The sequence below is a fragment of the Amycolatopsis sp. M39 genome, from assembly GCF_001651785.1.
GTDB classification, from domain to species: domain Bacteria; phylum Actinomycetota; class Actinomycetes; order Mycobacteriales; family Pseudonocardiaceae; genus Amycolatopsis; species Amycolatopsis rubida.
Genome location: NZ_LWSF01000004.1, coordinates 297,330 through 317,583, shown reverse-complemented (window position 1 = coordinate 317,583; position 20,254 = coordinate 297,330). Strand labels below are relative to the sequence as shown.

The window sequence follows — 20,254 nt, the reverse complement described above, 5'->3', positions numbered from 1 at the left end:
GGAGGAAAACGTGGCACTTCCCCAGCTGACAGAGGAACAGCGTGCTGCGGCGCTGGAGAAGGCCGCCGCCGCCCGCCGCATCCGTGCTGAGCTGAAGGAGCGGCTGAAGCGGGGCGGTACCACTCTGGTCGACGTGCTGAAGCAGGCCGAGGAGAACGAAGTCCTCGGCAAGATGAAGGTTTCGGCCTTGCTCGAGGCGCTCCCCGGCGTCGGCAAGGTCCGGGCCCAGCAGACGATGGAACGACTGGAGATCGCCCCCAGCCGCAGGCTCCGCGGGCTCGGCGACCGGCAGCGCAAGGCGCTGCTGGCCGAGTTCAGCGGCGAGTGAGCGGCGTCGGTCAGGACTACCCGGTGACCCGGGGCGCCGACCGCGGCGGTGAGCCGGTGGCAGGAGATCTCTCCCGCCCCCGGCTCACCGTCGTCTCCGGCCCTTCCGGCGTCGGGAAGTCGAGTGTGGTGGGACAGCTGCGCCTGCTCGAGCCGAACCTGTACTTCAGCGTTTCGGTGACGACGCGGGCGCCGCGGCCGGGCGAGGTCGACGGAAACCATTACCACTTCGTGGATTCCGCCGAATTCGACCGGATGGTGGCCGGGAACCGGCTGCTGGAGTGGGCCGAGTTCGCGGGCAACCGGTACGGCACGCCGCGCGAGCCGGTCGAGCAGGCATTGGCGGAGGGCCGTCCGGCGGTGCTGGAGATCGAACTGCAGGGCGCGCGCCAGGTCCGGGCCGCGATGCCGGAGGCGCGGCTGGTCATGCTGATGCCGCCGTCCTGGGAAGAACTGGTCGGCAGGCTCACCGGCCGGGGCACCGAGACCGAGGCCGCGGTGGCCGCCCGGCTGGCCGAGGCGGAACGCGAACTGGCCGCGGCCGGGGAGTTCGACGAACGGGTCGTGAACGCCGACGTCGAGGTCGCCGCGCGGCGGTTGCTAGACTTGATTGCCGGCGGTGGCGATTCCGCCGCCGAACGATGTGACGATACGGAGCACCACGAGTGACTGTGCAACAGGCGACGCTGGAAGAGCTCGAAGGCATCACCAACCCGCCGATCGACGACCTGCTTGAGAAGGTCTCCTCGAAGTACGCGCTGGTGATCTACTCGGCCAAGCGGGCCCGGCAGATCAACGACTACTACGCGCAGCTGGGCGAGGGCCTGCTGGAGTACGTGGGCCCGCTGGTCGAGCCCGGCCCCCGTGAGAAGCCGCTGTCGATCGCGCTGCGCGAGATCCACGGCGGGCTGCTTGAGCACACCGAGGGTGAATGACGCCAAGCCCAGGGTCGTCCTGGGCGTGGGCGGCGGCATCGCCGCCTACAAGGCGTGCGAGGTCCTGCGGGGCCTCACCGAATCCGGGCACGACGTCCGCGTCGTGCCCACCGAGGCCGCGCTGAACTTCGTCGGCGCGGCGACCTTCGAGGCACTGTCCGGGAACCCGGTGCACACCGGGGTCTTCACCGAGGTGCCCGAGGTGCAGCACGTGCGGGCCGGCAAAGAAGCCGACCTCGTGCTGGTCGTCCCGGCGACCGCGAACCTGCTGGCCAAGGCCGCGCACGGGCTCGCCGACGACCTCCTGACGAACACCCTGCTCACCGCCCGGTGCCCGGTCGCGTTCTTCCCGGCGATGCACACCGAGATGTGGGAGCACCCGGCCACCCGCGACAACGTGGCGCTGCTGCGCTCGCGCGGCCTGGTCGTCACCGAACCCGCCGCGGGCAGGCTCACGGGCGTCGACACCGGCAAGGGACGGCTCGCCGACCCGGCCGAGATCGTCGACCTGGCCCGGCTGCTGCTCGCCGAGCCTGGCGCGTTGCCGCGGGACCTCGAAGGCCTCCGCGTGGTGATTTCCGCGGGCGGCACCCGCGAACCGCTGGACCCGGTCCGCTTCCTGGGCAACCGCTCGTCCGGCAAACAGGGCTTCGCGCTCGCCCGGGTCGCCGCGCAGCGCGGCGCCGAGGTGACGCTGGTCGCCGGGCACACCGACGAACTGCCGTCCCCCGCCGGCGCGACGCTGCAGCGCGTGTCCACCGCGGAGGAGATGCGCAAAGCGGTGCACGCCGCCGCGGCGGACGCGGATGTCGTCGTGATGGCCGCCGCGGTCGCGGATTTCCGGCCCGCGACGCTGGCCGACCACAAGATCAAGAAGTCCGAGGACAGCCCGGACCCGGTCCTCACGCTCGACCGCAACGCCGACATCCTCGCCGAACTGGTGCGAGAACGGCGTTCCGGGCAGATCGTGGTGGGTTTCGCCGCGGAAACCGGCGACGAGAACGGCAGCGTGCTCGACCACGCCCGCGCCAAGCTCCGCCGCAAGGGCGCGGATCTGCTCGTGGTCAACGCGGTCGGCGACGGAAAAGCCTTCGGCACCGAGGACAACGCGGGCTGGCTGCTCGCCTCGGACGGCACTGAGCAGGTCATCTCGCAGGGCGCTAAAGCCCGGCTGGCGGCCACATTGTGGGATGCCGTAACAGCGTTGATCGAACGTCGACTCTAGCTACAGGCCCGCTGGGTAGGGTGGGCTGTGCCAGGAGCGCCTGAAATACCGGTGGGGCGCCATCGCTTGACCGAGGGAAGTGACGAGGTCGTGTCTGCGTCCACGAAAAGGCTGTTCACGTCGGAATCCGTGACGGAAGGCCACCCCGACAAGATCTGTGACGCCATCAGCGACTCGATCCTCGACGGCCTGCTGACCAAGGACCCGCGCAGCCGGGTCGCGGTCGAGACCCTGATCACGACGGGCCAGGTGCACGTCGCGGGCGAGGTGACGACCGAGGCCTACGCGGACATCCCCACCATCGTGCGGGACGTCATCCTGCGCATCGGCTACGACTCGTCGGCCAAGGGCTTCGACGGCAACTCCTGCGGCGTGAACGTGGCGATCGGTTCGCAGTCCCCGGACATCGCGCAGGGCGTCGACACCGCGTACGAATCGCGCGTGGAATCGGACGAGGACGAGATCAACCGCCAGGGCGCGGGCGACCAGGGCCTGATGTTCGGCTACGCCTGCTCGGACACGCCCGAGCTGATGCCGCTCCCGATCGCGCTCGCGCACCGCCTGTCGCGCCGGCTGACCGCGGTCCGCAAGGACGGCGTGCTGCCGTACCTGCGCCCGGACGGCAAGACCCAGGTCACCATCGAGTACGCGGGCGAACAGCCGGTGCGGCTCGACACCGTCGTGGTCTCCACCCAGCACGCGGACGGGATCGACCTGGAGCAGATGCTCGGGGTCGACGTGCGCAAGCACGTCGTGCAGCCGGAGCTGGCCGAACTGGGCCTCGACACCGGCGGCACCCGTCTCCTGGTGAACCCGACCGGCCGCTTCGTGATCGGCGGCCCGATGGGCGACGCCGGGCTCACCGGCCGCAAAATCATCGTCGACACCTACGGCGGCATGGCCCGCCACGGCGGCGGCGCGTTCTCCGGCAAGGACCCGTCCAAGGTGGACCGTTCGGCCGCGTACGCGATGCGCTGGGTGGCCAAGAACGTGGTCGCCGCGGGCCTGGCCGGACGGGTCGAGGTGCAGGTGGCGTACGCGATCGGCAAGGCCGCCCCGGTGGGCCTGTTCGTCGAGACGTTCGGCACCGAGACGGTCGATCCGAGCAAGATCCAGTCGGCCATCAGCGAGGTCTTCGACCTGCGCCCCGCCGCGATCATCCGAGACCTGGACCTGCTGCGCCCGATCTACGCCCCGACCGCCGCGTACGGCCACTTCGGCCGCCCCGACCTGAACCTCCCGTGGGAAAGCACCGCCCGCGCCGACGCCCTGCGCTCGCTGGCAGGCGCCTGACCCGCTGTCCGTGAGCCACCCTCATTGACTCTGATTCCCCCAGGGTTCCCCTCACGACCCGCCGTCGTTTCGTGAGGGGGACCCTCACGGCCTGTTCTCGCGGCTCGTCCGGCCGCACGGTGCCGAGAACCGCAGCCAGCGGACCCAACGCGTCGAGGCAGCCAGCCCGTCCCGCATCCCGGAACCGTCAGCACACTCGGGCCTCGCCGCACCCTTCCCTCGGCAACAGGACTGTCGGACCAGTCTGGTAGAGATCTTCCAGTGACCAGCTCCGAGCCCACCCCCCTATGGGACCTCCCGGAGCCTCCGCGCTCCACCCCGGAGCCGAAGGCCACCCCGGCGAAGAAGACCCCCCGCAAACCCGCCCGCTCCCGCAAAGGCCAGCAAACCCCCGCCCCGGAACTCCCGGTCGCGAAGATCGCCGTAGACATTCCCCTGGCCCACCTGGACCGCACCTTCGACTACCAGGTCCCGGAAAAACTGCACGAATCCGCGGTCCCCGGCTGCCGAGTCCGGGTGCGCTTCGCCGGTCAGCTCGTCGACGGCTACCTCATCGAACGCACCGACACGACGGAGTACGAGCGAAAACTCGCCTATCTGGAACGCGTCACCTCAAGCGAGCCCGTCCTCCCGCCCTCGCTGCACGCCGTCTGCCGCTCGGTAGCCGACCGGTACGCCGGAACCCTCTCCGACGTCCTGCGCCTGGCCTTGCCCCCAAGGCACGCGAAGGCAGAAGGCGAACCACCCGCGGCACCGGCCCCCGCGCCGGACGCGCCGGACGTCTCCGCCTGGTCCCGCTACCACCACGGCGAAGCCTTCCTGGAAGCGATCGCCGAATCCCGCCAAGCGAACGCGGTCTGGCAAGCACTCCCCGGCGAGGACTGGCCGCGCCGCCTGGCCGAAGCAGCCGCCACCGCGGCCGCCCGAGGCCGAGGCGCGGTCCTGGTAGTCCCGGACCACCGCGACCTCACCCGGGTGCACGAGGCGTGCATCGAACTGGTGGGGGAGCAGGGCGTCGCCGCGCTGATCGCCGGGCTGGGACCGGCCGAACGGTACCGTCGCTGGCTTTCCGTGCTGCGCGGTGCGGTCCGCGTGGTGGTCGGCACTCGCGCGGCGATGTTCGCGCCCGTCGCCGATCCCGGTCTGTTCGTCGTCTGGGACGACGGCGACGATCTGCACCTGGATCCGCATGCCCCGTACCCGCACGTGCGGGATGTGCTGATGGATCGGGCCCACGCCACGAAATCGGCGTTCCTGGCCGGCGGATTCGCCCGGACCGCCGAGGCGCAGCTGCTGGTGGAATCCGGCTGGGCGCAACAGATCCAGGCCGGTCGCGCCGAACTCCGCGCCGCCGCCCCGCGGGTGACCCCGGTCGGCGAGGACTTCGACGTGGCGCGCGACGAAGCCGCCCGGGTCGCCCGGCTGCCCGCGGTCGCGTTCGAAGCCGCGCGCCAAGCTTTCGCCGCCGGACTGCCGGCTTTGGTCCAGGTTCCGCGCCGCGGTTACGTTCCCGGATTGTCGTGCGGCCACTGCCGGACGCCCGCCCACTGCCGTCGCTGCGCCGGTCCGCTCGCGTTGCCCGGCGGGTCGGCGGACGGCGCCCCGCGCCCGCCCGCCTGCCGGTGGTGCGGTGTCCCGGAGACCGCTTTCCGTTGCCCCGCTTGCGGTTCCGTCCGGTTGCGGGCGGTGGTGGTCGGCGCGAAACGCACCGCCGAAGAACTGGGCCGGGCCTTCCCCGGGGTTCCGGTCCGGACCTCCGGCGCGACCGAAGTGCTGGCGACCGTCCCGGGTCGCCCGGCGCTGGTGGTCTGCACGCCAGGCGCGGAGCCGGTCGCCGAAGGCGGGTACGGCGCGGCGCTGCTGCTGGACGGCTGGGCGTTGCTGGGACGTCAGGATCTGCGTGCCGCGGAAGAAACTCTCCGCCGCTGGATGGCCGCAGGCTCGCTGGTCCGCCCGGCGTCGGGCGGGGGCCGGGTGATCGTCGGCGCGGAAGGCGGGCTGGCGGTGGTGCAGGCTCTGGTGCGCTGGGACCCGGCCTGGCACGCGAGCCAGGAATTGGACCAGCGCCGGGAACTCGGTTTCCCGCCCGCGATGCGGATGGCGAGCGTCGAGGGCAGCCCGGCCGCGGTGGCGAGCGTGCTCGACGACCTTCCGCTGCCGGGCAGCGGCGAGGTGCTGGGTCCGGTCCCGCTGGGCGATTACGACGACGAGGGCAACGCGGAACGAGAACGGGCGCTGGTGCGGGTGGCCCGCCCGGACGGCCGCGCCCTGGCGACGGTGGTGCGCGACGCGGTGGCCCGCCGGGACGCCCGGAAAGCGGTCGAGCCGGTGCGGGTGCAGCTGGATCCGCTGGACCTGATCTAGGAACGGGGACGTTCGGCAGCGCGCTGACCCAGTGCGGCCGGGACGCGGTCGTGCACCTGGCTTCCGCCGCCGCGCACACCCGCGAACACGACTGGATCCGCTGAACCCCGCCCAGCCGACCGCTCATTCCCGCGCCGAACCTCGCGACAGAAGCGGTTTTCCGCACTACTGCGCGGTTTCCGTTTGAACCGGCTCGTCCCGGGGTGTATGGGAAACGTGAAAACCGGGGGAGGGGCGCGGCGGCGCGGGGCGGCCGGTTGCTCCGTTCGCCGGATCGCGCTGCGGCATTCGCCGTCTTCGCGGCTCCCGGGCGCACACATACTCTTGAGGCCGGGCGGCCAAGATCAGGACCGCGGCCAGGGCCTGCCGCTCGCGTGCCCCGGTCCCGCGGACAGGAGTCGGCGTTGATGGGCGAGGTCTCGATCCGGCCGGCTGAGCAGGCGGACCTCGCGGCGCTGGCGGAGGTCCTCGGCGACCAGGGGTTTTTCGAGGACCGGTTCACCCGGCAGGCGAAAGGGCTCGGCGTCCTGTTCGCCGCGTGGTGCTCCGCGCGGCCGGTCGGCGACGTGTACCTCTGGCTCGAAGACGCCGAGGAGCCGCCGATCCGCGGCCACCTGCCGGGCGTCCCTCTGCTGACTCACCTGGAAGTGGCCCCGGAGGCGCGCAACCGCGGCATCGGCGCGGCTCTCGTGCGCGCGGTCGAGGCCTACCTGGTCGGCCACGGGCACGCGCTGGGCGCGCTCGCGGTCCGCACGGACAACACTCGCGCCGCCCGGCTGTACCGCCGCCTCGGCTACCACGACTGGGGCCACGGCACGGTCGTCTGCTACGCCGAGCGCGTTTCGCCGGACGGGCGCACGACTTCCGAAGCTGAGCGCTGCCACGTGCTGGTGAAGCGGCTGCCGGACGACCGTCCCGCGCCGCTCGCCGGCCGCACCCGCGGCGAACGCTGAACCTTCAGGACTTGTGCACGATCTCCGAGATCCCGAGCGTGTCGAAAGCGGCGTCGGGATCGCCCGCCGAAGCGTGCCGCGCGCGCAGCGACAGCAGATGCGTCTGCCACGTGTCCCGGTCCCGCTGCCAAGCGCGCAGGTACCGGACGCACAAGTCCGGCTCGATCAGCAGGCTGCGGCCGTGCGCGGCCTTCAGCGCCGCGCGCATCCGGTCCTCGTACCCGCCGGTCAGGTATGGCGCGTCCTGGACCTGGCGCAGCGTGGTGCGGATGAACGCCCGGCGGCTTTCCAGGAAGTCCGCCCAGTACGCGGCGTTCGCGTCGGCGATGCCTCGACCGTTGTCCAGCAGGCAGTAGATGCCCTCGGCGAGCGTGTCGCCCAGTTCCTCCGACCGGGCGCGCACGGTGTTGCGATAGGGGTCGTAGTCGTGCTGGTAGGCGAAGCTGGTGACCGCAGTGGCGCGCAAACCGGTTCCGCTGAGGAGGAAAAACCAGTCCTCGTTGTAGATGTCCGGGAAGAACGAGGAGAACGCGTCGCGCCCGAGCGCCAGCGCGCCGCCGCCGACGAACGTGTCCTGTTTTCCGCCGGACTCGCGGTAGGCGTGGCACACCACGGAGTTGTCCGGCATGCCGATGTTGGCGAGGCCCGCCGCCGCGTACTCGTCGAGCAGGCCCGCGGCGGCGCGCAGGTTGCTCGGCCGCGGAAGCGGGATGTCCTTGTGCGGGTACAGCCGGATGTCGTCGTCGAGGAACAGGATGCGCTGCCAGCCCGCCAGGTCGGCGACGAGCACGCCGAGGTTGCGCTTGAAGCTCGTGTCGGTTCGGCGCAGCAGGCGCTTCGCCTGCAGCAGCTTGCTCGTCGCGAACGGCGGGACGGCGCCGAGACCGGCGGCCTCGTCGGTGTCGATCGCGCGGACTCGCACCCCGGCGCGCTTCGCGGCGAGCACCGCGTCGGTCGCGCGCGCGTTCTTGCTGCACAGCAGCAGAAGCGTGGCGTCGACTTCGCGGGCGGCGCGGAAAGCGTCCTTGAGATAGGCGGCGGGGCGGCCGTTGGGCACGACGATCGCGTCCAGCCTGGCCTGCGGCGCGTCTTCGGCGGCGACGTGATGCAGCAGCCGCTGATGCGTCGTGTGCTGTGCCGGCGCTGCGACGGTCGCGGTCATGTGAGGCTCGATTCTGGCCACTCGTGCAGCCGGTTTTCTGGCAGGGTCCAGTCAGGGGTGAGCCCCTGGTTGTCGAAGACCGGGACCCGGCTGATGATGCTGAAGGAATCCGCGCCCGCGAAGCGCCGGTCGAGGTAGGCCTGGTTGCGGTCGCGGAAGCGGCGGTCGGTCAGCGCTCGTACGGCCCCGAGGGTGCCGCGGCTGTACATTCCGTTGCACACGGTCACGGTGCGCTTGCGGTTGAGCGGGCTGACGCCGTGGTAAAAATGCGCGACGTCCTCAAGCAGGACGCCGTTGCGCAGTTTGGCGCTGAACATCTGGGACGTGCCGTCCGGGCGGGTCACTTCGAACCCGCTGTCCAGCTGGTCCTCGTCGCCCTTGCGGCTGATCTGGCGGACCGGCACGTCGACCCGGTCGAGCAGCGCGCGCGTCTGCGGGTTCCAGTCGACGCCGCCGAGCAGCACCAGGTGCGCGGTGTACTCGTCCGCCGACAGCGTCGTGTTCTGGTCGGTGGTGCGGAAGGTGACGTTGCTCGCCGGGTTGCACGCGCGGATGTGGCCGTAGAGCTCGACCAGCGCGTCCGGGTCGGCGTAGGTGTAGAGGTTCACGAAGTCCGGGCTGGACGGGTCGGTGTAGGAGATCCGGTACTTCTCCGGCAGCTGCGCGCAGACGATCACGATGTCCTGGTTCGGCGGGAAGTGCCACAGGCTCGACGGGGCGAAGACCGGCTGGGCGGGCGGGTCGTCGAGGTCGCCGCGCAGCGCCTGGAGCTCCACGAGCAGCTCCTTGCGGACGGTGTGCTCGTCGTCGGTCAGGTTCTCGATGCCGAGGAGGTGGAGTTTGGGGCCCTGCACCGAACGGCGGGTGGCGAAGAAGGTCGCGTACGCCTCAAGGCGCGGAGGCGGGGGCGTCACCGGTTTCGCCACGTTCTCCCACGACGACAGCAGGCCGGTGCTCACGCCGAAGGCCTCGGCGAGCTGCTTCTGGGTGAGCACCACGTCGGACCAGCTCTCCTTGCGCAGGGTACGCAGGCGAGCGGCGAGCGCCGGGTTGGGCTGAGACACGACTTCAGACCCTTCAGTGAAGTTCAGTCAGGCGTGAATGGCGGGGATTCTACACCCGGGACGCCGGGATGGCCGGACGGGCCGGGGTCGAGTGTCAGCGAGCGTTCAGGGGTGGCCAATCGCGGACTAGACCCGCGCCTGAACCGAGGATGTCGGGTGCGCGACACCATTGTTTCAGTACGGGCCCACCCTTATAGTAGCTACTGTGAAAGTCTACTAGATTTCAGTAGCTTCCTGAAATAGGGGGGCGGTCATGGACACCTCAGCAGTACAGGCACCAGTACACCGAGCCATCGTGGTCGTCGACATCGAAGGGTCGACCACCCGCACGAACCCGGCTCGGGCCGGGCTCCGTTCGGTCCTGTTCGCCCTGCTCGACGAGGCGTTCCGGGCCGGCGGCATCACCGAGCAGTTCCGGGATCCGTTCGTGGACCGGGGCGACGGCGCGCTGTGCCTCGTCCGGCCCGTCGACGAGGTACCGAAGACGGTCCTGCTCGCCCGCGTGGTGCCCGCGCTGACCGAACTGCTCGCCCGGCACGGCGACCAGGACCCCGAACTGGCCTTCCGGCTGCGCGTGTCGGTGCACGCCGGCGAGGTGCACTACGACGCGCACGGGCCGTACGGCGAGGACATCGACATCGCCTGCCGTCTCCTCGACGCCCCTGACCTGAGACGCAGGCTGCGCAGCTCCTCGGGGCCGCTCGCGCTCGTCGTCTCGAACGCGATCCACCGGTCGGTCGTCCGGCACGGCTACGCCGGGATCGACCGCAGCTCCTTCGCACACGCCTTCCACGTGCGCGTCGGCGGGCAGCGGACCCGCGGCTGGGTCCGCACCACCGACGCCGTCCGGCCGGGAGCGGGACTGATCGCCTGACCGGTCCGGCCGACGACGAGGAGGGGGACCGCCGTGGAAGCGATCGGGTTCTGGCCGGCGCTGGGCGACGCGGACCGCGCGAAGTTCGAAGAGCTGTCCGTCCGCAAGGCTTACCGGCGCGGGGACGTCCTCTGCCGCGAAGGCGAGCGGGCCTCGGTGGTGCTTCTCCTCCTTGCCGGGCACGTCCGGATCACCAACGCGACGCCGGACGGGCGCGAGGTCGTGATCGGCGTCCGCGGCGCGGGCGAGGTGATCGGCGAACTGGCCGTGATCGACGGCGGACGGAGGTCGGCGACAGTGCAAGCGCTCGACGAACTGGACGTCCTGGTCGTGCCGGCCGCGCGGTTCGTCGCGCTGTGCCGGCGCGAGGCGGCGATTTCCTGGGCGCTGCTGCAAGTCCTGGCCGACCGGATGCGCGACGTCGGACGGCAATGGCTGGACATCGGCGGCGGGACGACCACCCGCCGCGTCGCCGCGCAGCTGATGCAGCTGGCGGTGCAGCACGGCGTGCGGCGAGGTACGGACATCGAAGTCGCGGTGCCCGGAACGCAAGCGGAACTCGCTATGACAGCGGCGATTTCGCGCGAATCGTGGGCAAGGGTGACGCGGGAACTCCGCCGCCGGGGGGTGATCAGCACCGCGCGCGGCCAGGTGACCGTTCACCGGCTCGCGGAATTGCGCAGGCTCGCCCGCTGAAACGTGTCAGCTGACACAGATTTCCCGGTGCCGCCGGGGTTTTCTGGAAGCACACCACCGAGGGAGGCAGTCATGGAACCGTTTCTTCCCGCTCCTCAGCCGGTTCGCTGGCGTCGGGGGGTGTACGCGGCAGCTCTGGTCGTCCCGTTCACCGTCGCTCAGGTGTGGGCGCTGCTGGTGTTGCTGAGCCTCGGATCGCTCCACGGTCTCGTCGGACAGGCCTTCCTGGTGACCCTCGCCGGCTCCGTCGTCGCGACGGCGATCGGATGGCGGTGGGTATGGCGGCTGGGTTCGGAACGCAAGCGGGTGCGGGCGCGCGAGGAGATGCGCAGGCGGGCGTACGAGAACATGCGCGAATTCGGGCGGGAGAACCTGCGCGAACCGCGGATAGCGGCGCGGACATGACCACCGTGCTGGCCGCCGCGCAGAGCGGCGGGCAAGGCGTGCCGGCGGCGGTGCTCGTGCTCGCTCTGGTCGTGCTGATCGCGGTGGTCCGGGTGCTGCGCTGGATCGCCGGGCTGGCGGTGCGGCTGGCCGCCTCGGTCGCTGCGATCGCCGGACTGGTCGTCGGGGCGGCGGGCGTCGGCGGGCTGGCGACCCTGACCGCGGTGGCGATGGCGGCCTCGAAGTGAGTGTGGACACCGGTTCCGCCGCGGGGCAGACTCGCCCGCATGCCCACGACCGGAAAGCGAATCTTCGCGGTGCTCTCCGCGGCCGCGCTGGTGTCCACGGCCGGGGCGGCCACCGCCTCGGCCGCCGTTCCCACTCCTAAATCGCCGGTCGCGACCGGCTACCTCGGCGCGGTGTCGAGCATCGACGCCGACGCCACGGCCATCGGCACGCAGGTGCTGCGCGGCGGCGGAAACGCCGTCGACGCGGCGGTCGCCGTCGCGGCCGCACTCGGCGTCACGGACCCGTTCTCGGCCGGCATCGGCGGGGGCGGGTTCTTCGTGTACTACGACGCGAAAACCGGCAAGGTCCACACGCTCGACGGCCGCGAAACCGCGCCCAAGACCGCGGACGAGAACCTGTTCGTGGAGAACGGCAAACCGCTGCCGTTCGCGGACGCGGTGACCAGCGGGTTGAGCGTGGGTGTGCCCGGCACTCCGGCTACCTGGCGCGACGCGTTGCGCAAGTGGGGGACGCGTTCGCTGGCGCAGTCGATCGCTCCGGCGGCGCGGCTGGCGGACGAGGGGTTCGTGGTTGACCAGACATTCCATGATCAGGTCGCGCACAACGCTGATCGGTTCGCCGCGTTTCCTGCTACCCGGTCGTTGTACCTGCCCGGCGGACAGCCGCCGGCCCCGGGGACGGTGTTCCGGAATCCGGATCTGGCCGCTACTTACGGGCAGGTGGCATGGCGGGGGACCGATGTGCTGTACCGAGGGGAGATCGGGGCGGATATCGCCCGGACTGTGCAGCGGCCGCCGGTCGATCCGGCTTCTTCGCTGAAGGTGCGGCCGGGGAAACTCTCGGTCGCTGATCTTGCCGCTTACCGGGCGATTGAGCGGGCTCCTACGCATACGCAGTACCGGGGGCTGGATGTTTACGGGATGCCCGCTCCTTCGTCCGGCGGGCTCACTGTTGGCGAGGCTTTGAATATTCTGGAGAATTACGATCTTCGCGGGGCCAGCAAGGCTGATTATCTGCAGTATTTCCTGGAGGCGTCGCGGTATGCGTTCGCTGATCGGAATCGGTGGATCGGGGATCCTGCTTTTGTCGACGTGCCTGCCCGGGAGTTGCTCAGCCAGGGGTTCGCGGACAGCCGGGCTTGTTTGATCTCCCGGGATCACGCCGCGACCAGTCCGGTCGCGCCTGCCGACCCTCGGCATCCGCAGCCGTGCGCGGCGGGTTCGACCGGTGCGCCCACGCCGTATGAGGGGGAGAACACCACTCACCTGACTGTGGCCGACCGGTGGGGGAATGTCGTCGCTTACACGCTGACTATCGAGCAGGAGGGCGGCAGCGGGATCGTTGTTCCCGGGCGCGGATTCCTGCTCAACAACGAGTTGACCGACTTTTCGTTCGTGCCGGTCACGCCCGGGGTTCCGGATCCCAATCTGCCCGGGCCTGGGAAGCGGCCGCGGTCGTCGATGGCTCCCACCGTGGTTCTGCGGCACGGGAAGCCGTTCTTCGCGGCCGGGTCGCCTGGGGGCGCGTCGATTATCACGACGGTGCTGCAGGTCGTTTTGGGGCGGGTTGATCGCGGCTTGTCGTTGGAGGACGCGATTGCCGCGCCTCGGGCTTCTCAGCGGAATTCCGCCAAGGCCGATGTCGAGGCCGGGTTCTTGGCTCAGCCCGAGACTGCGGATCTGCAGCGGCGGGGACAGGTGTTTTCGGCTTCTCCCGCGGAGATCGGGGCCGCTACCGGGGTTGAGCATTTGCGGGGCGGGCGGTGGGTCGCCGCCGCCGAGCCGGTGAGGCGGGGGCAGGGGGCGGCTCAGGTCGTGGTGCCTCGGCGGTGGCCTGGGGAGGGGTGAGTCGGCTCGTCGCCTGGGGGCGACATTGCCGTGGTCTTGGCGTGGGGCACCCCGAANGGCTTCGGATCGGGGTGCGGGGGAGGGGCTGGGTGCCTCGATGGTGGGGTGCGTCGGTTGCGGTGGGTGCGAGGGGGTGTGTGCGGGTTCTCGTGCGCGGAGCGGGCTGGTGACGGTGCGTGGTAGCGCCCCGATGCGGCGTTGGGTGCATGGAGGCGCATCACGGCGGGGGCACCGGGCGGGCCGTGAAGGTTCCCCTCACGGACCGGTGGAGGGTCGTGAGGGGAACCCGGCGGGAATCAGAGTCAATGAGGGTGGCCTCACGGACAGCGGGCGGGTGCGGCCGGAGGGTCAGGCCAAGAACGGCCGCGGGCGGGGGTCAGCTGGCGGAGAGCTGGCGTTTCACCTCGGCGGCGACGCGAGAGCCTTCGGCGCGGCCGGCGATCTTCGGCTGCACAGCCTTCATCACCGCGCCCATTCCGGCCATCCCGGAAGCGCCGGTTTCCGTCACTGCCTCGGTGACCAGGGTGCGCAGCTCGTCGTCCGAGAGCTGGGCGGGCAGGTACGCGGTGAGGACCTCTGCCTCGGCTCGTTCGCGTTCCGCGGACTCCGCGCGGCCTGCCTTCTCGAAGGCCTCGGCGGCGTCGCGGCGTTTCTTCACCTCTCGGGTGATGATTTTCCGCACCTCGTCGTCGGAGAGTTCGCGAGCGCTGTCGCCCGCGGTTTCTTCGTAGCCGATCGCCGAGAGGGTCAGCCGCAGCGTCGCCGAGCGCAGCTGGTCCCTGGCTTTGATCGCGGTCGTCAGGTCGTCGTGCAGGGTCGCCTTCAGCGTGGTCATGTACCCGATCCTGGCGCCCGCCGCGGCGGGCTGCCCGCGCCGCGCCGCCGATGCGGGGGTCTTCTAGACTCGCTTCCGATGTCCGACCAGCCTGAAATCCCCTTTTCCCTTCCGGAGGCGCGGTGATGCGTATCGTTTTCGCCGGCACCCCGGAGCCTGCCGTGCCGTCGTTGCGCGCGCTGATCGAGTCCGAGCGGCACGAGGTCGTCGCGGTCGTCACGCGGCCGGACGCCCAGGCCGGGCGCGGGCGCAAGGTGCTGCGGTCCCCGGTGGGCACGCTCGCCGACGAGCACGGCATCGAGGTGCTCACGCCCTCGCGCGCCGGCGATCCGGCGTTTCTCGCCCGGTTGCGCGAGCTGGCGCCGGACGTCTGCCCGGTCGTCGCGTACGGGGCGTTGCTGCCGCAGTCCGCGCTCGACATCCCCGTGCACGGCTGGGTCAACCTGCACTTCTCGCTGCTGCCCGCGTGGCGCGGCGCGGCTCCGGTGCAGGCGGCGATCCGGGCGGGGGACGAGATGACCGGCGCGTCCACCTTCCGGATCGTGAAGGAACTCGACGCGGGGCCGGTGTTCGGCGTGGTGACCGAGCCGATCGGGCCGGACGACACGTCCGGCGCGCTGCTGGGCAGGCTCGCCGAGTCCGGGGCGCACCTGCTGGTGTCCACCGTGGACGGGATCGAGGACGGCACGCTCCGCGCGGTCGAGCAGCCGGGCGAGGGCATGAGCTACGCGCCGAAGGTGACCGTCGAGGACGCGCGCGTGTCGTTCGCCGACCCGGCTTCGGCGGTCGACCGGCACATCCGTTCGGTGACGCCGGATCCCGGCGCGTGGGCGGAGTTCCGCGGCGAGCGGTTCAAGCTGGGGCCGGTCACCGTGCTCGACGAACCCGGTCCGCGGCCGGGCGAGCTGGTGGTCGAGCGCAAGCGCGTGCTCGTGGGCACGGCGACGAAACCGGTGCGGCTGGGCGAGGTCCAGGCGGCGGGCAAGAAACGGATGGCGGCCACCGACTGGGCGCGCGGCACGAGGATCGACGAAGGAGAGCGCCTCCAGTGAACGAGCGTGGAGAACGGCGGCCGTCACGGCCGCAGCGGGGCCGTCCGGCTCCGCGCAAACAGGGACCGCGGCGTCCGCCGGAGATCGACCCGGCCCGCCAGGTCGCGTTCGACGTGCTGCGCGCTGTCCGCGAGAAGGACGCGTACGCCAACCTCGTCCTCCCGCAGCTGCTGCGGGAACGCCGGGTGAGCGGCCGCGACGCCGCGCTGGCCACCGAACTGACCTACGGTTCCGCCCGCGCGCAGGGCCTGCTCGACGCGGTGATCGCCGCGTGCGCCGACCGGCCGATCGAGAAGACCGACCCGGTGGTCCTCGACGCGCTGCGGCTCGGCGTCTACCAGCTGCTGCGCACCCGGATCCCGGAGCACGCCGCTGTCGGGTCCACTGTGGACCTCGTGCGCGCCGAAGCCGGTTCGTGGGCAACAGGGTTCACGAACGCCATCCTGCGCGCGGTGTCCACAAAGGACGAAGCGCAGTGGCTCGACGAACTGACGCCGGACGAGGCCGCCGACCCGATCGGCGCGTACGCGCTCCGCACCGCGCACCCGCGCTGGGTCGCCCGGTCGTTCGCGGAAGCACTGGGGGACAAGGGAGCTGAGCTGAAGGCCGCCCTCGAAGCGGACGACGCCCGCCCCGAGGTGCACCTGGTCGCCCGTCCCGGCGAGATCAGCGCCGGCGAACTGGCCGCCGTCACCGGCGGCGACCCCGCGCCGTACTCGCCCTACGGCGTCCACCTGCCCGCGGGCGCGGGCGACCCGGCCGATGCCGAACCGATCCGCGAACGCCTCGCCGCGGTGCAGGACGAAGGCAGCCAGCTGTGCGCCATCGCCGTCACGAAGGCCCCGTTGGAGGGCTCCGACGAGCGCTGGCTGGACCTGTGCGCGGGCCCCGGCGGCAAAGCGGCCCTGCTCGGCGCGCTGGCCAAGATCAGCGGCGCGCACGTGGACGCCGTCGAGAAGGCCCCGCACCGAGCCCGGCTGATCGAGAACGCGACCGAGGGCCTGCCGGTCGCCGTGCACGTCGCCGACGGCCGCGAGTCCGGTCTCGAACCGGGTTACGACCGGATCCTGGTCGACGCGCCGTGCAGCGGCCTTGGCGCACTGCGCCGACGCCCCGAGGCCCGGTGGCGCCGCAAGCCGTCGGACGTCGCGGACCTCACCAAGCTGCAAGGCCAACTGCTGATGGCCGCGCTGGACCTGGTGCGTCCGGGCGGCATCGTCACCTACGTCGTGTGCTCGCCGCACCTGGCCGAAACCGAAGGCGTGGTAGGCGAAACCGCCCGCCGGACCAAGTCCGGGATCGTCGACGCCCGGGAGTTCTTCCCCGGCGTCCCGCAGCTCGGCGACGGCCCGTACGTCCAGCTGTGGCCCCACCGGCACGGCACCGACGCGATGTTCTGCGCGGTGCTGCGCAAACCGTGACAGATCTAGGTTTGGTCGCCAGCTCGTGCGGCGGACTGGACACCCGGTTCACCGACGAGCTGGCGAAACCCGCGGTCGCCCGAGGCTGGCGGCTCGCCGTCACCCTCACGCCGACCGCGTGGGGCTGGCTGAAAGCGACCGGCGGTCTGGGCGAGCTGGAAGCCACCACGGACCTTCCGGTGCGCAGCACGTCCCGGCTTCCCGGCGAACCGCGTCCGCATCCGGACCCGAAGGTGTTCCTCTTCGCGCCCGCGTCGGCGAACTCGGTGGCGAAGCTGGCGCTGGGGATCGCCGACAACCAGGCGCTCACGCTGCTCGGCGATGTCCTTGGCGCACCAGGGATCACCATCGTGCTGGCCTACCAGATCCAGCCGACCCGGGAGCACCATCCGGCCTGGCGGCGGCATCTGGACACCCTGACCGAAGCCGGCGTCCGGCTGCACCGGCTCGACCCGCGCCGCCCCTGGTCGGAATCTCTCGATCTGCTGCCCTCGCCCGCGTAAACAGCCGTGAGGGGGACTCAGCGTCCCGCAGAGTTCCCCTCACGGACTTTCAGGCTCAGCGCAGGCGAAGAGCGCGCTTCACCGTGCCGAACAGGTCGGTCTGGTTGGTCAGCCCGACGACGTTCGCCGCCTGCGGCCCGTAAGCCGCGATGCGGACCTGCGTCCCGGTGTGCTCCATCGAAGAACCCGGCAGCGCGGTCCCGTAGTTGAGGGTCATGTTCGCCCCCTCATTGGTGATCAGCGTGGCGGTCTGCCCGGGCGTCTTGGCGTCGTTGGACACGATCTGGCTGGTGTGCCCGTGGTCCGCGGTCACCACGACGAGCGTGTCGGTGTGGCTGCGCGCATACGCGAGCCCAGCCGCGACAGCGGCGTCGAAGTCGATCGTCTCGCCGATCTGCCCGCACGGGTCGGCAGCGTGGTCCTGTTTGTCGATCGACGCGCCCTCCACCTGGAGGAAGAACCCCTTGTTGCTGCGCCGGTCCTCCAGCAGCTGCAACGCCTTCTGCGTCTGCGCGACCAGCTTCGGCTGCGTTTTCGGCAGAGCCGGGTTCGGAGCGCAGCGGGTCGGCGCGGTGCCGCCCTGCCTGGCCCCCGGGCCGGTCCAGTTCACCGGCAGGTTGCCCGGCGCGAACAGGCCGAGCAGCGGCTGGCCGGGACGGGCCTTGGCCAGGTCGTCGGCGGTACTGGCCACCGTGTATCCGGCGGCCTTGGCCTGCTCCAGCACCGGCTTGCCCTGGAACTTCCCGGCGGTCGCCAACTGGGCGAAGTACTTCGCGCCGCCGCCGAGGAGCACGTCCGGGCGGGTCTGCACGAGCTGCTCGGAGATCGAGCCCGCGCCGCCGTTCTCCTTGGCGTTCTGCGCGCACTTCTTGGTCGTCTCGTCCGGGCCCTTGCAGTCGCGGTCGACCACGTGCGCGCCGAGCACCGCCGGGGTCGCGTCCTGGACCTCGGCGGTGGTCACGTCGCCGGTGCGCAGGCCGCCGCGCTTGGCGAGCTCGAGCAGAGTCGGGACCGGGTTGCCGTAGGCATCCACGGAGATCGCGCCGTTGTAGGTCTTCGTGCCCGTCGCCCAGCCCGTGCCCGACGCCGCGGAGTCGGTGACGTAGTCCGGCTTCGCCGGGTTGCCCTTCTCGACCGCGTACGTGGTGTAGTCGCCGGTCAGCGGGAACTCGTCCATCGCGAGCCGGCCCGCCGCGCCGCGCTCGTAGTTGCGCGCCGAGGTGATCTCGGACTGGCCCATGCCGTCGCCGATGAACAGGATGACGTTGCGCGCGTGCCCGCCCTGGATCGCCTGGCGGACCTCCTGCGTGCGGTCGCCCGCGCCGGCCGAAGCGGCGCGCGCGCCCTGGTCGTCCTGGTTGCCCTGCGCGGCGATCGCGACCGGGGCGGCGGCGACCATCGCGACGCCCAGCGCGCCCGCGGCCAGCCACTTGCGGCGGCCTGCCAAGACGGTTCTCATGATTCTCCTCGGGGTGCTTCTCGTCCGGAACTTCCGGTAGTGACCCATTAGTGCTCGCCGATGTGTTCGACGCGGAGAATCCGGATGAGCACCCGGTGTCCGGAACGCGAACTCCCGTGCGGTCACGGCCGGTGAACAGCCGGGAACCGGGTCCTCCTACACTCGGATCGTGGCTTCACCTCTCATCGCACCCAGCATCCTGTCCGCCGACTTCGCCAAGCTCGGCGAGGAGATCGCGGCCGTCGCGCACCCCGGGCCGACCCGGGCCGACTGGGTGCACGTGGACGTCATGGACGCGCACTTCGTGCCCAACCTGACCCTCGGCCTGCCGGTGGTCCAGTCGCTGCTGAAGTCCACCGACGTCCCGATCGACTGCCACCTGATGATCGACGACCCGGACCGCTGGGCGATCGGGTACGCCGAGGCCGGCGCCTACAACGTCACGGTGCACGTGGAAGCCGCCGCGGACCCGGTCATGCTGGCGAAGAACCTGCGTGCCGCGGGCGCGAAGGCCGGTCTGTCGGTCAAGCCGGGCACGCCGCTCGAACCGCATCTGGAAACGCTGAAGCACTACGACACGCTGCTGGTCATGTCGGTCGAACCGGGCTTCGGCGGGCAGTCGTTCATCGCCGACGTGCTGGAGAAGGTGCGCACCGCGCGCCGGCTGGCCGACACCGGGCACCTCAAGCTGATCGTCGAGATCGACGGCGGGATCAACTCCGACACCATCGAACAGGCCGCCGAAGCGGGCGTCGACTGCTTCGTCGCGGGCTCGGCCGTCTACGGGGCCGAAGACCCGGGCCGCGCCGTCGCCGCCCTGCGCGAACAGGCCGCCCGCGTCCGCGTCAGCTGACGCTCCGGCCCGGGAAGCTCCCGGGGCCGGGCGGGTGTTGGATGGAGGGGCCACCGAAGACGGTGGCCGGGCGAGGGAGGCAGCAGTGTTCACGGGAATTGTCGAAGAGGTCGGCGAGGTCACCGCGGTCGAGCAGCTCACCGACGCGGCTCGGCTCACCGTGCGCGGCCCGCTGGTCACCTCGGACGCCGGCCACGGCGATTCGATCGCGGTCAGCGGCGTCTGCCTGACCGTGGTCACGGTCTCCGGCGGCGAGTTCACCGTCGATGTGGTGAACGAAACACTTCAGCGTTCGAGCCTCGCGAAGGTGGCCGTCGGCGACGCGGTGAACCTCGAACGCGCGACCCCGGCCGGCGGGCGGCTCGGCGGGCACATCATGCAGGGCCACGTGGACGGCACCGGCGTCTTCGTCTCCCGCGACGAGCGCGGGGTGACGACGTTCTCCCTGCCCCCGGCCTTGTCGCGGTACGTGGTGGAGAAGGGTTCGATCGCCGTCGACGGCGTTTCGCTCACCGTCGCGAGCATCGCCGAGGACCGGTTTTCGGTCGCTTTGATCCCCACCACGCTCGAAGCGACGACGCTCGGCAGGCGGGAAGAAGGCGACCACGTGAACCTCGAAGTGGACGTCGTCGCGAAGTACGTGGAGAAGCTCACTGCGCCACACGTGGCGGCGAACGCGCACAATGTGTGACATCCACCCGGCGGCGGCAGCGAAGGAGCACCCGTGAGCGAGACGAAGGCGGCCGAGCCGCAGACCG

General features: G+C 71.1%; 21 protein-coding genes. 17 read left to right on the top strand and 4 right to left on the bottom strand.

Annotated features, from left to right (window positions below; genetic code table 11):
• The first annotated feature begins 10 nt into the window (after window positions 1-10).
• The 7 genes from mihF to A4R44_RS12025 all read left to right on the top strand — a co-directional run bounded on the left by mihF (window position 11) and on the right by A4R44_RS12025 (window position 7,097).
• Entirely contained in the window at window positions 11-328 is a 318-nt protein-coding gene (gene mihF, locus A4R44_RS12055) for an integration host factor, actinobacterial type (protein ID WP_003096398.1), read from the top strand.
• Window positions 325-996, top strand: coding sequence for a guanylate kinase (gmk, locus tag A4R44_RS12050; RefSeq protein ID WP_067579259.1), 672 nt, complete (start codon window positions 325-327; stop codon window positions 994-996). The genes mihF and gmk overlap by 4 nt, the downstream gene beginning before the upstream one ends.
• Window positions 993-1,262 carry a DNA-directed RNA polymerase subunit omega gene (gene rpoZ, locus A4R44_RS12045; RefSeq protein ID WP_020658117.1) on the top strand — a complete coding sequence of 90 codons (270 nt, stop codon included), beginning with the start codon at window positions 993-995 and terminating at the stop codon, window positions 1,260-1,262. Before gmk ends, rpoZ begins: the two co-directional genes overlap by 4 nt.
• On the top strand, window positions 1,255-2,487 hold the full coding sequence (gene coaBC / locus A4R44_RS12040) for a bifunctional phosphopantothenoylcysteine decarboxylase/phosphopantothenate--cysteine ligase CoaBC (RefSeq protein WP_161269694.1): 1,233 nt from the start codon (window positions 1,255-1,257) through the stop codon (window positions 2,485-2,487). The genes rpoZ and coaBC overlap by 8 nt, the downstream gene beginning before the upstream one ends.
• Window positions 2,488-2,577: 90 nt before the next feature.
• The gene (gene metK / locus A4R44_RS12035; RefSeq protein ID WP_067580141.1) at window positions 2,578-3,780 is read left to right on the top strand and encodes a methionine adenosyltransferase; all 1,203 of its coding nucleotides are present in this window, start codon (window positions 2,578-2,580) and stop codon (window positions 3,778-3,780) included.
• A gap of 261 nt (window positions 3,781-4,041) precedes the next feature.
• A complete protein-coding gene (locus tag A4R44_RS12030) occupies window positions 4,042-6,144 on the top strand; it encodes a primosomal protein N' (protein WP_067579256.1) in 2,103 nt (700 codons plus the stop codon).
• Between the two features lie 407 nt (window positions 6,145-6,551).
• Entirely contained in the window at window positions 6,552-7,097 is a 546-nt protein-coding gene (locus A4R44_RS12025; RefSeq protein ID WP_067579254.1) for a GNAT family N-acetyltransferase, read from the top strand.
• Between the two features lie 4 nt (window positions 7,098-7,101).
• On the opposite strand, the gene A4R44_RS12020 is transcribed toward A4R44_RS12025, so the two are convergent.
• On the bottom strand, window positions 7,102-8,259 hold the full coding sequence (locus A4R44_RS12020) for a hypothetical protein (RefSeq protein WP_067579252.1): 1,158 nt from the start codon (window positions 8,257-8,259) through the stop codon (window positions 7,102-7,104).
• Window positions 8,256-9,323, bottom strand: a complete 1,068-nt coding sequence (locus A4R44_RS12015) for a helix-turn-helix domain-containing protein (protein ID WP_067579250.1) — start codon at window positions 9,321-9,323, stop codon at window positions 8,256-8,258. The genes A4R44_RS12020 and A4R44_RS12015 overlap by 4 nt, the downstream gene beginning before the upstream one ends.
• A gap of 253 nt (window positions 9,324-9,576) precedes the next feature.
• Here A4R44_RS12015 and A4R44_RS12010 point away from each other — a divergent pair, with 253 nt between their 5' ends.
• The 5 genes from A4R44_RS12010 to ggt all read left to right on the top strand — a co-directional run bounded on the left by A4R44_RS12010 (window position 9,577) and on the right by ggt (window position 13,373).
• Window positions 9,577-10,197 (top strand): hypothetical protein, encoded by a 621-nt coding sequence (locus A4R44_RS12010; RefSeq protein ID WP_067579248.1) that lies wholly within the window; start codon window positions 9,577-9,579, stop codon window positions 10,195-10,197.
• A gap of 33 nt (window positions 10,198-10,230) precedes the next feature.
• Window positions 10,231-10,893: a Crp/Fnr family transcriptional regulator gene (locus A4R44_RS12005; RefSeq protein ID WP_067579246.1), complete on the top strand. Its 663-nt coding sequence runs from the start codon at window positions 10,231-10,233 to the stop codon at window positions 10,891-10,893.
• 72 nt (window positions 10,894-10,965) lie between these two features.
• On the top strand, window positions 10,966-11,298 hold the full coding sequence (locus A4R44_RS12000) for a hypothetical protein (protein WP_067579244.1): 333 nt from the start codon (window positions 10,966-10,968) through the stop codon (window positions 11,296-11,298).
• Window positions 11,295-11,525: a hypothetical protein gene (locus tag A4R44_RS11995; RefSeq protein ID WP_067579242.1), complete on the top strand. Its 231-nt coding sequence runs from the start codon at window positions 11,295-11,297 to the stop codon at window positions 11,523-11,525. Before A4R44_RS12000 ends, A4R44_RS11995 begins: the two co-directional genes overlap by 4 nt.
• A 39-nt stretch (window positions 11,526-11,564) precedes the next feature.
• Window positions 11,565-13,373: a gamma-glutamyltransferase gene (gene ggt / locus A4R44_RS11990; protein WP_067579240.1), complete on the top strand. Its 1,809-nt coding sequence runs from the start codon at window positions 11,565-11,567 to the stop codon at window positions 13,371-13,373.
• A gap of 376 nt (window positions 13,374-13,749) precedes the next feature.
• Here ggt and A4R44_RS11985 read toward each other — a convergent pair whose 3' ends face one another.
• On the bottom strand, window positions 13,750-14,208 hold the full coding sequence (locus A4R44_RS11985) for a GatB/YqeY domain-containing protein (protein WP_067579238.1): 459 nt from the start codon (window positions 14,206-14,208) through the stop codon (window positions 13,750-13,752).
• A 125-nt stretch (window positions 14,209-14,333) separates the two neighbouring features.
• On the opposite strand from A4R44_RS11985, the gene fmt reads away from it, so the two are divergent.
• From fmt to A4R44_RS11970, 3 genes are read left to right on the top strand one after another with little or no spacing between them, the layout of a single operon-like run.
• On the top strand, window positions 14,334-15,260 hold the full coding sequence (gene fmt, locus A4R44_RS11980; RefSeq protein WP_067579236.1) for a methionyl-tRNA formyltransferase: 927 nt from the start codon (window positions 14,334-14,336) through the stop codon (window positions 15,258-15,260).
• A complete protein-coding gene (locus tag A4R44_RS11975; RefSeq protein WP_093574340.1) occupies window positions 15,257-16,681 on the top strand; it encodes an RsmB/NOP family class I SAM-dependent RNA methyltransferase in 1,425 nt (474 codons plus the stop codon). Before fmt ends, A4R44_RS11975 begins: the two co-directional genes overlap by 4 nt.
• Entirely contained in the window at window positions 16,678-17,184 is a 507-nt protein-coding gene (locus tag A4R44_RS11970) for a flavoprotein (protein ID WP_067579233.1), read from the top strand. The genes A4R44_RS11975 and A4R44_RS11970 overlap by 4 nt, the downstream gene beginning before the upstream one ends.
• Before the next feature lie 55 nt (window positions 17,185-17,239).
• On the opposite strand, the gene phoA is transcribed toward A4R44_RS11970, so the two are convergent.
• Entirely contained in the window at window positions 17,240-18,643 is a 1,404-nt protein-coding gene (gene phoA / locus A4R44_RS11965) for an alkaline phosphatase (RefSeq protein WP_067579231.1), read from the bottom strand.
• 166 nt (window positions 18,644-18,809) lie between these two features.
• On the opposite strand from phoA, the gene rpe reads away from it, so the two are divergent.
• Together rpe and A4R44_RS11955 are read left to right on the top strand one after the other, a co-directional pair.
• Window positions 18,810-19,496, top strand: a complete 687-nt coding sequence (rpe, locus tag A4R44_RS11960; RefSeq protein WP_093574338.1) for a ribulose-phosphate 3-epimerase — start codon at window positions 18,810-18,812, stop codon at window positions 19,494-19,496.
• Between the two features lie 85 nt (window positions 19,497-19,581).
• Window positions 19,582-20,187: a riboflavin synthase gene (locus A4R44_RS11955; RefSeq protein WP_067579227.1), complete on the top strand. Its 606-nt coding sequence runs from the start codon at window positions 19,582-19,584 to the stop codon at window positions 20,185-20,187.
• The last annotated feature ends 67 nt before the right edge of the window (window positions 20,188-20,254 follow it).

Bases quoted from the DNA above. Each gene is read 5' to 3' on its own strand.
- A4R44_RS12025 (WP_067579254.1), top strand. From the start codon at position 6,552: ATGGGCGAGGTCTCGATCCGGCCGGCTGAGCAGGCGGACCTCGCGGCG.
- A4R44_RS12020 (WP_067579252.1), bottom strand. From the start codon at position 8,259: ATGACCGCGACCGTCGCAGCGCCGGCACAGCACACGACGCATCAGCGG.
- A4R44_RS12010 (WP_067579248.1), top strand. From the start codon at position 9,577: ATGGACACCTCAGCAGTACAGGCACCAGTACACCGAGCCATCGTGGTC.
- A4R44_RS12000 (WP_067579244.1), top strand. From the start codon at position 10,966: ATGGAACCGTTTCTTCCCGCTCCTCAGCCGGTTCGCTGGCGTCGGGGG.
- A4R44_RS11995 (WP_067579242.1), top strand. From the start codon at position 11,295: ATGACCACCGTGCTGGCCGCCGCGCAGAGCGGCGGGCAAGGCGTGCCG.
- ggt (WP_067579240.1), top strand. From the start codon at position 11,565: ATGCCCACGACCGGAAAGCGAATCTTCGCGGTGCTCTCCGCGGCCGCG.
- A4R44_RS11985 (WP_067579238.1), bottom strand. From the start codon at position 14,208: ATGACCACGCTGAAGGCGACCCTGCACGACGACCTGACGACCGCGATC.
- fmt (WP_067579236.1), top strand. From the start codon at position 14,334: ATGCGTATCGTTTTCGCCGGCACCCCGGAGCCTGCCGTGCCGTCGTTG.
- phoA (WP_067579231.1), bottom strand. From the start codon at position 18,643: ATGAGAACCGTCTTGGCAGGCCGCCGCAAGTGGCTGGCCGCGGGCGCG.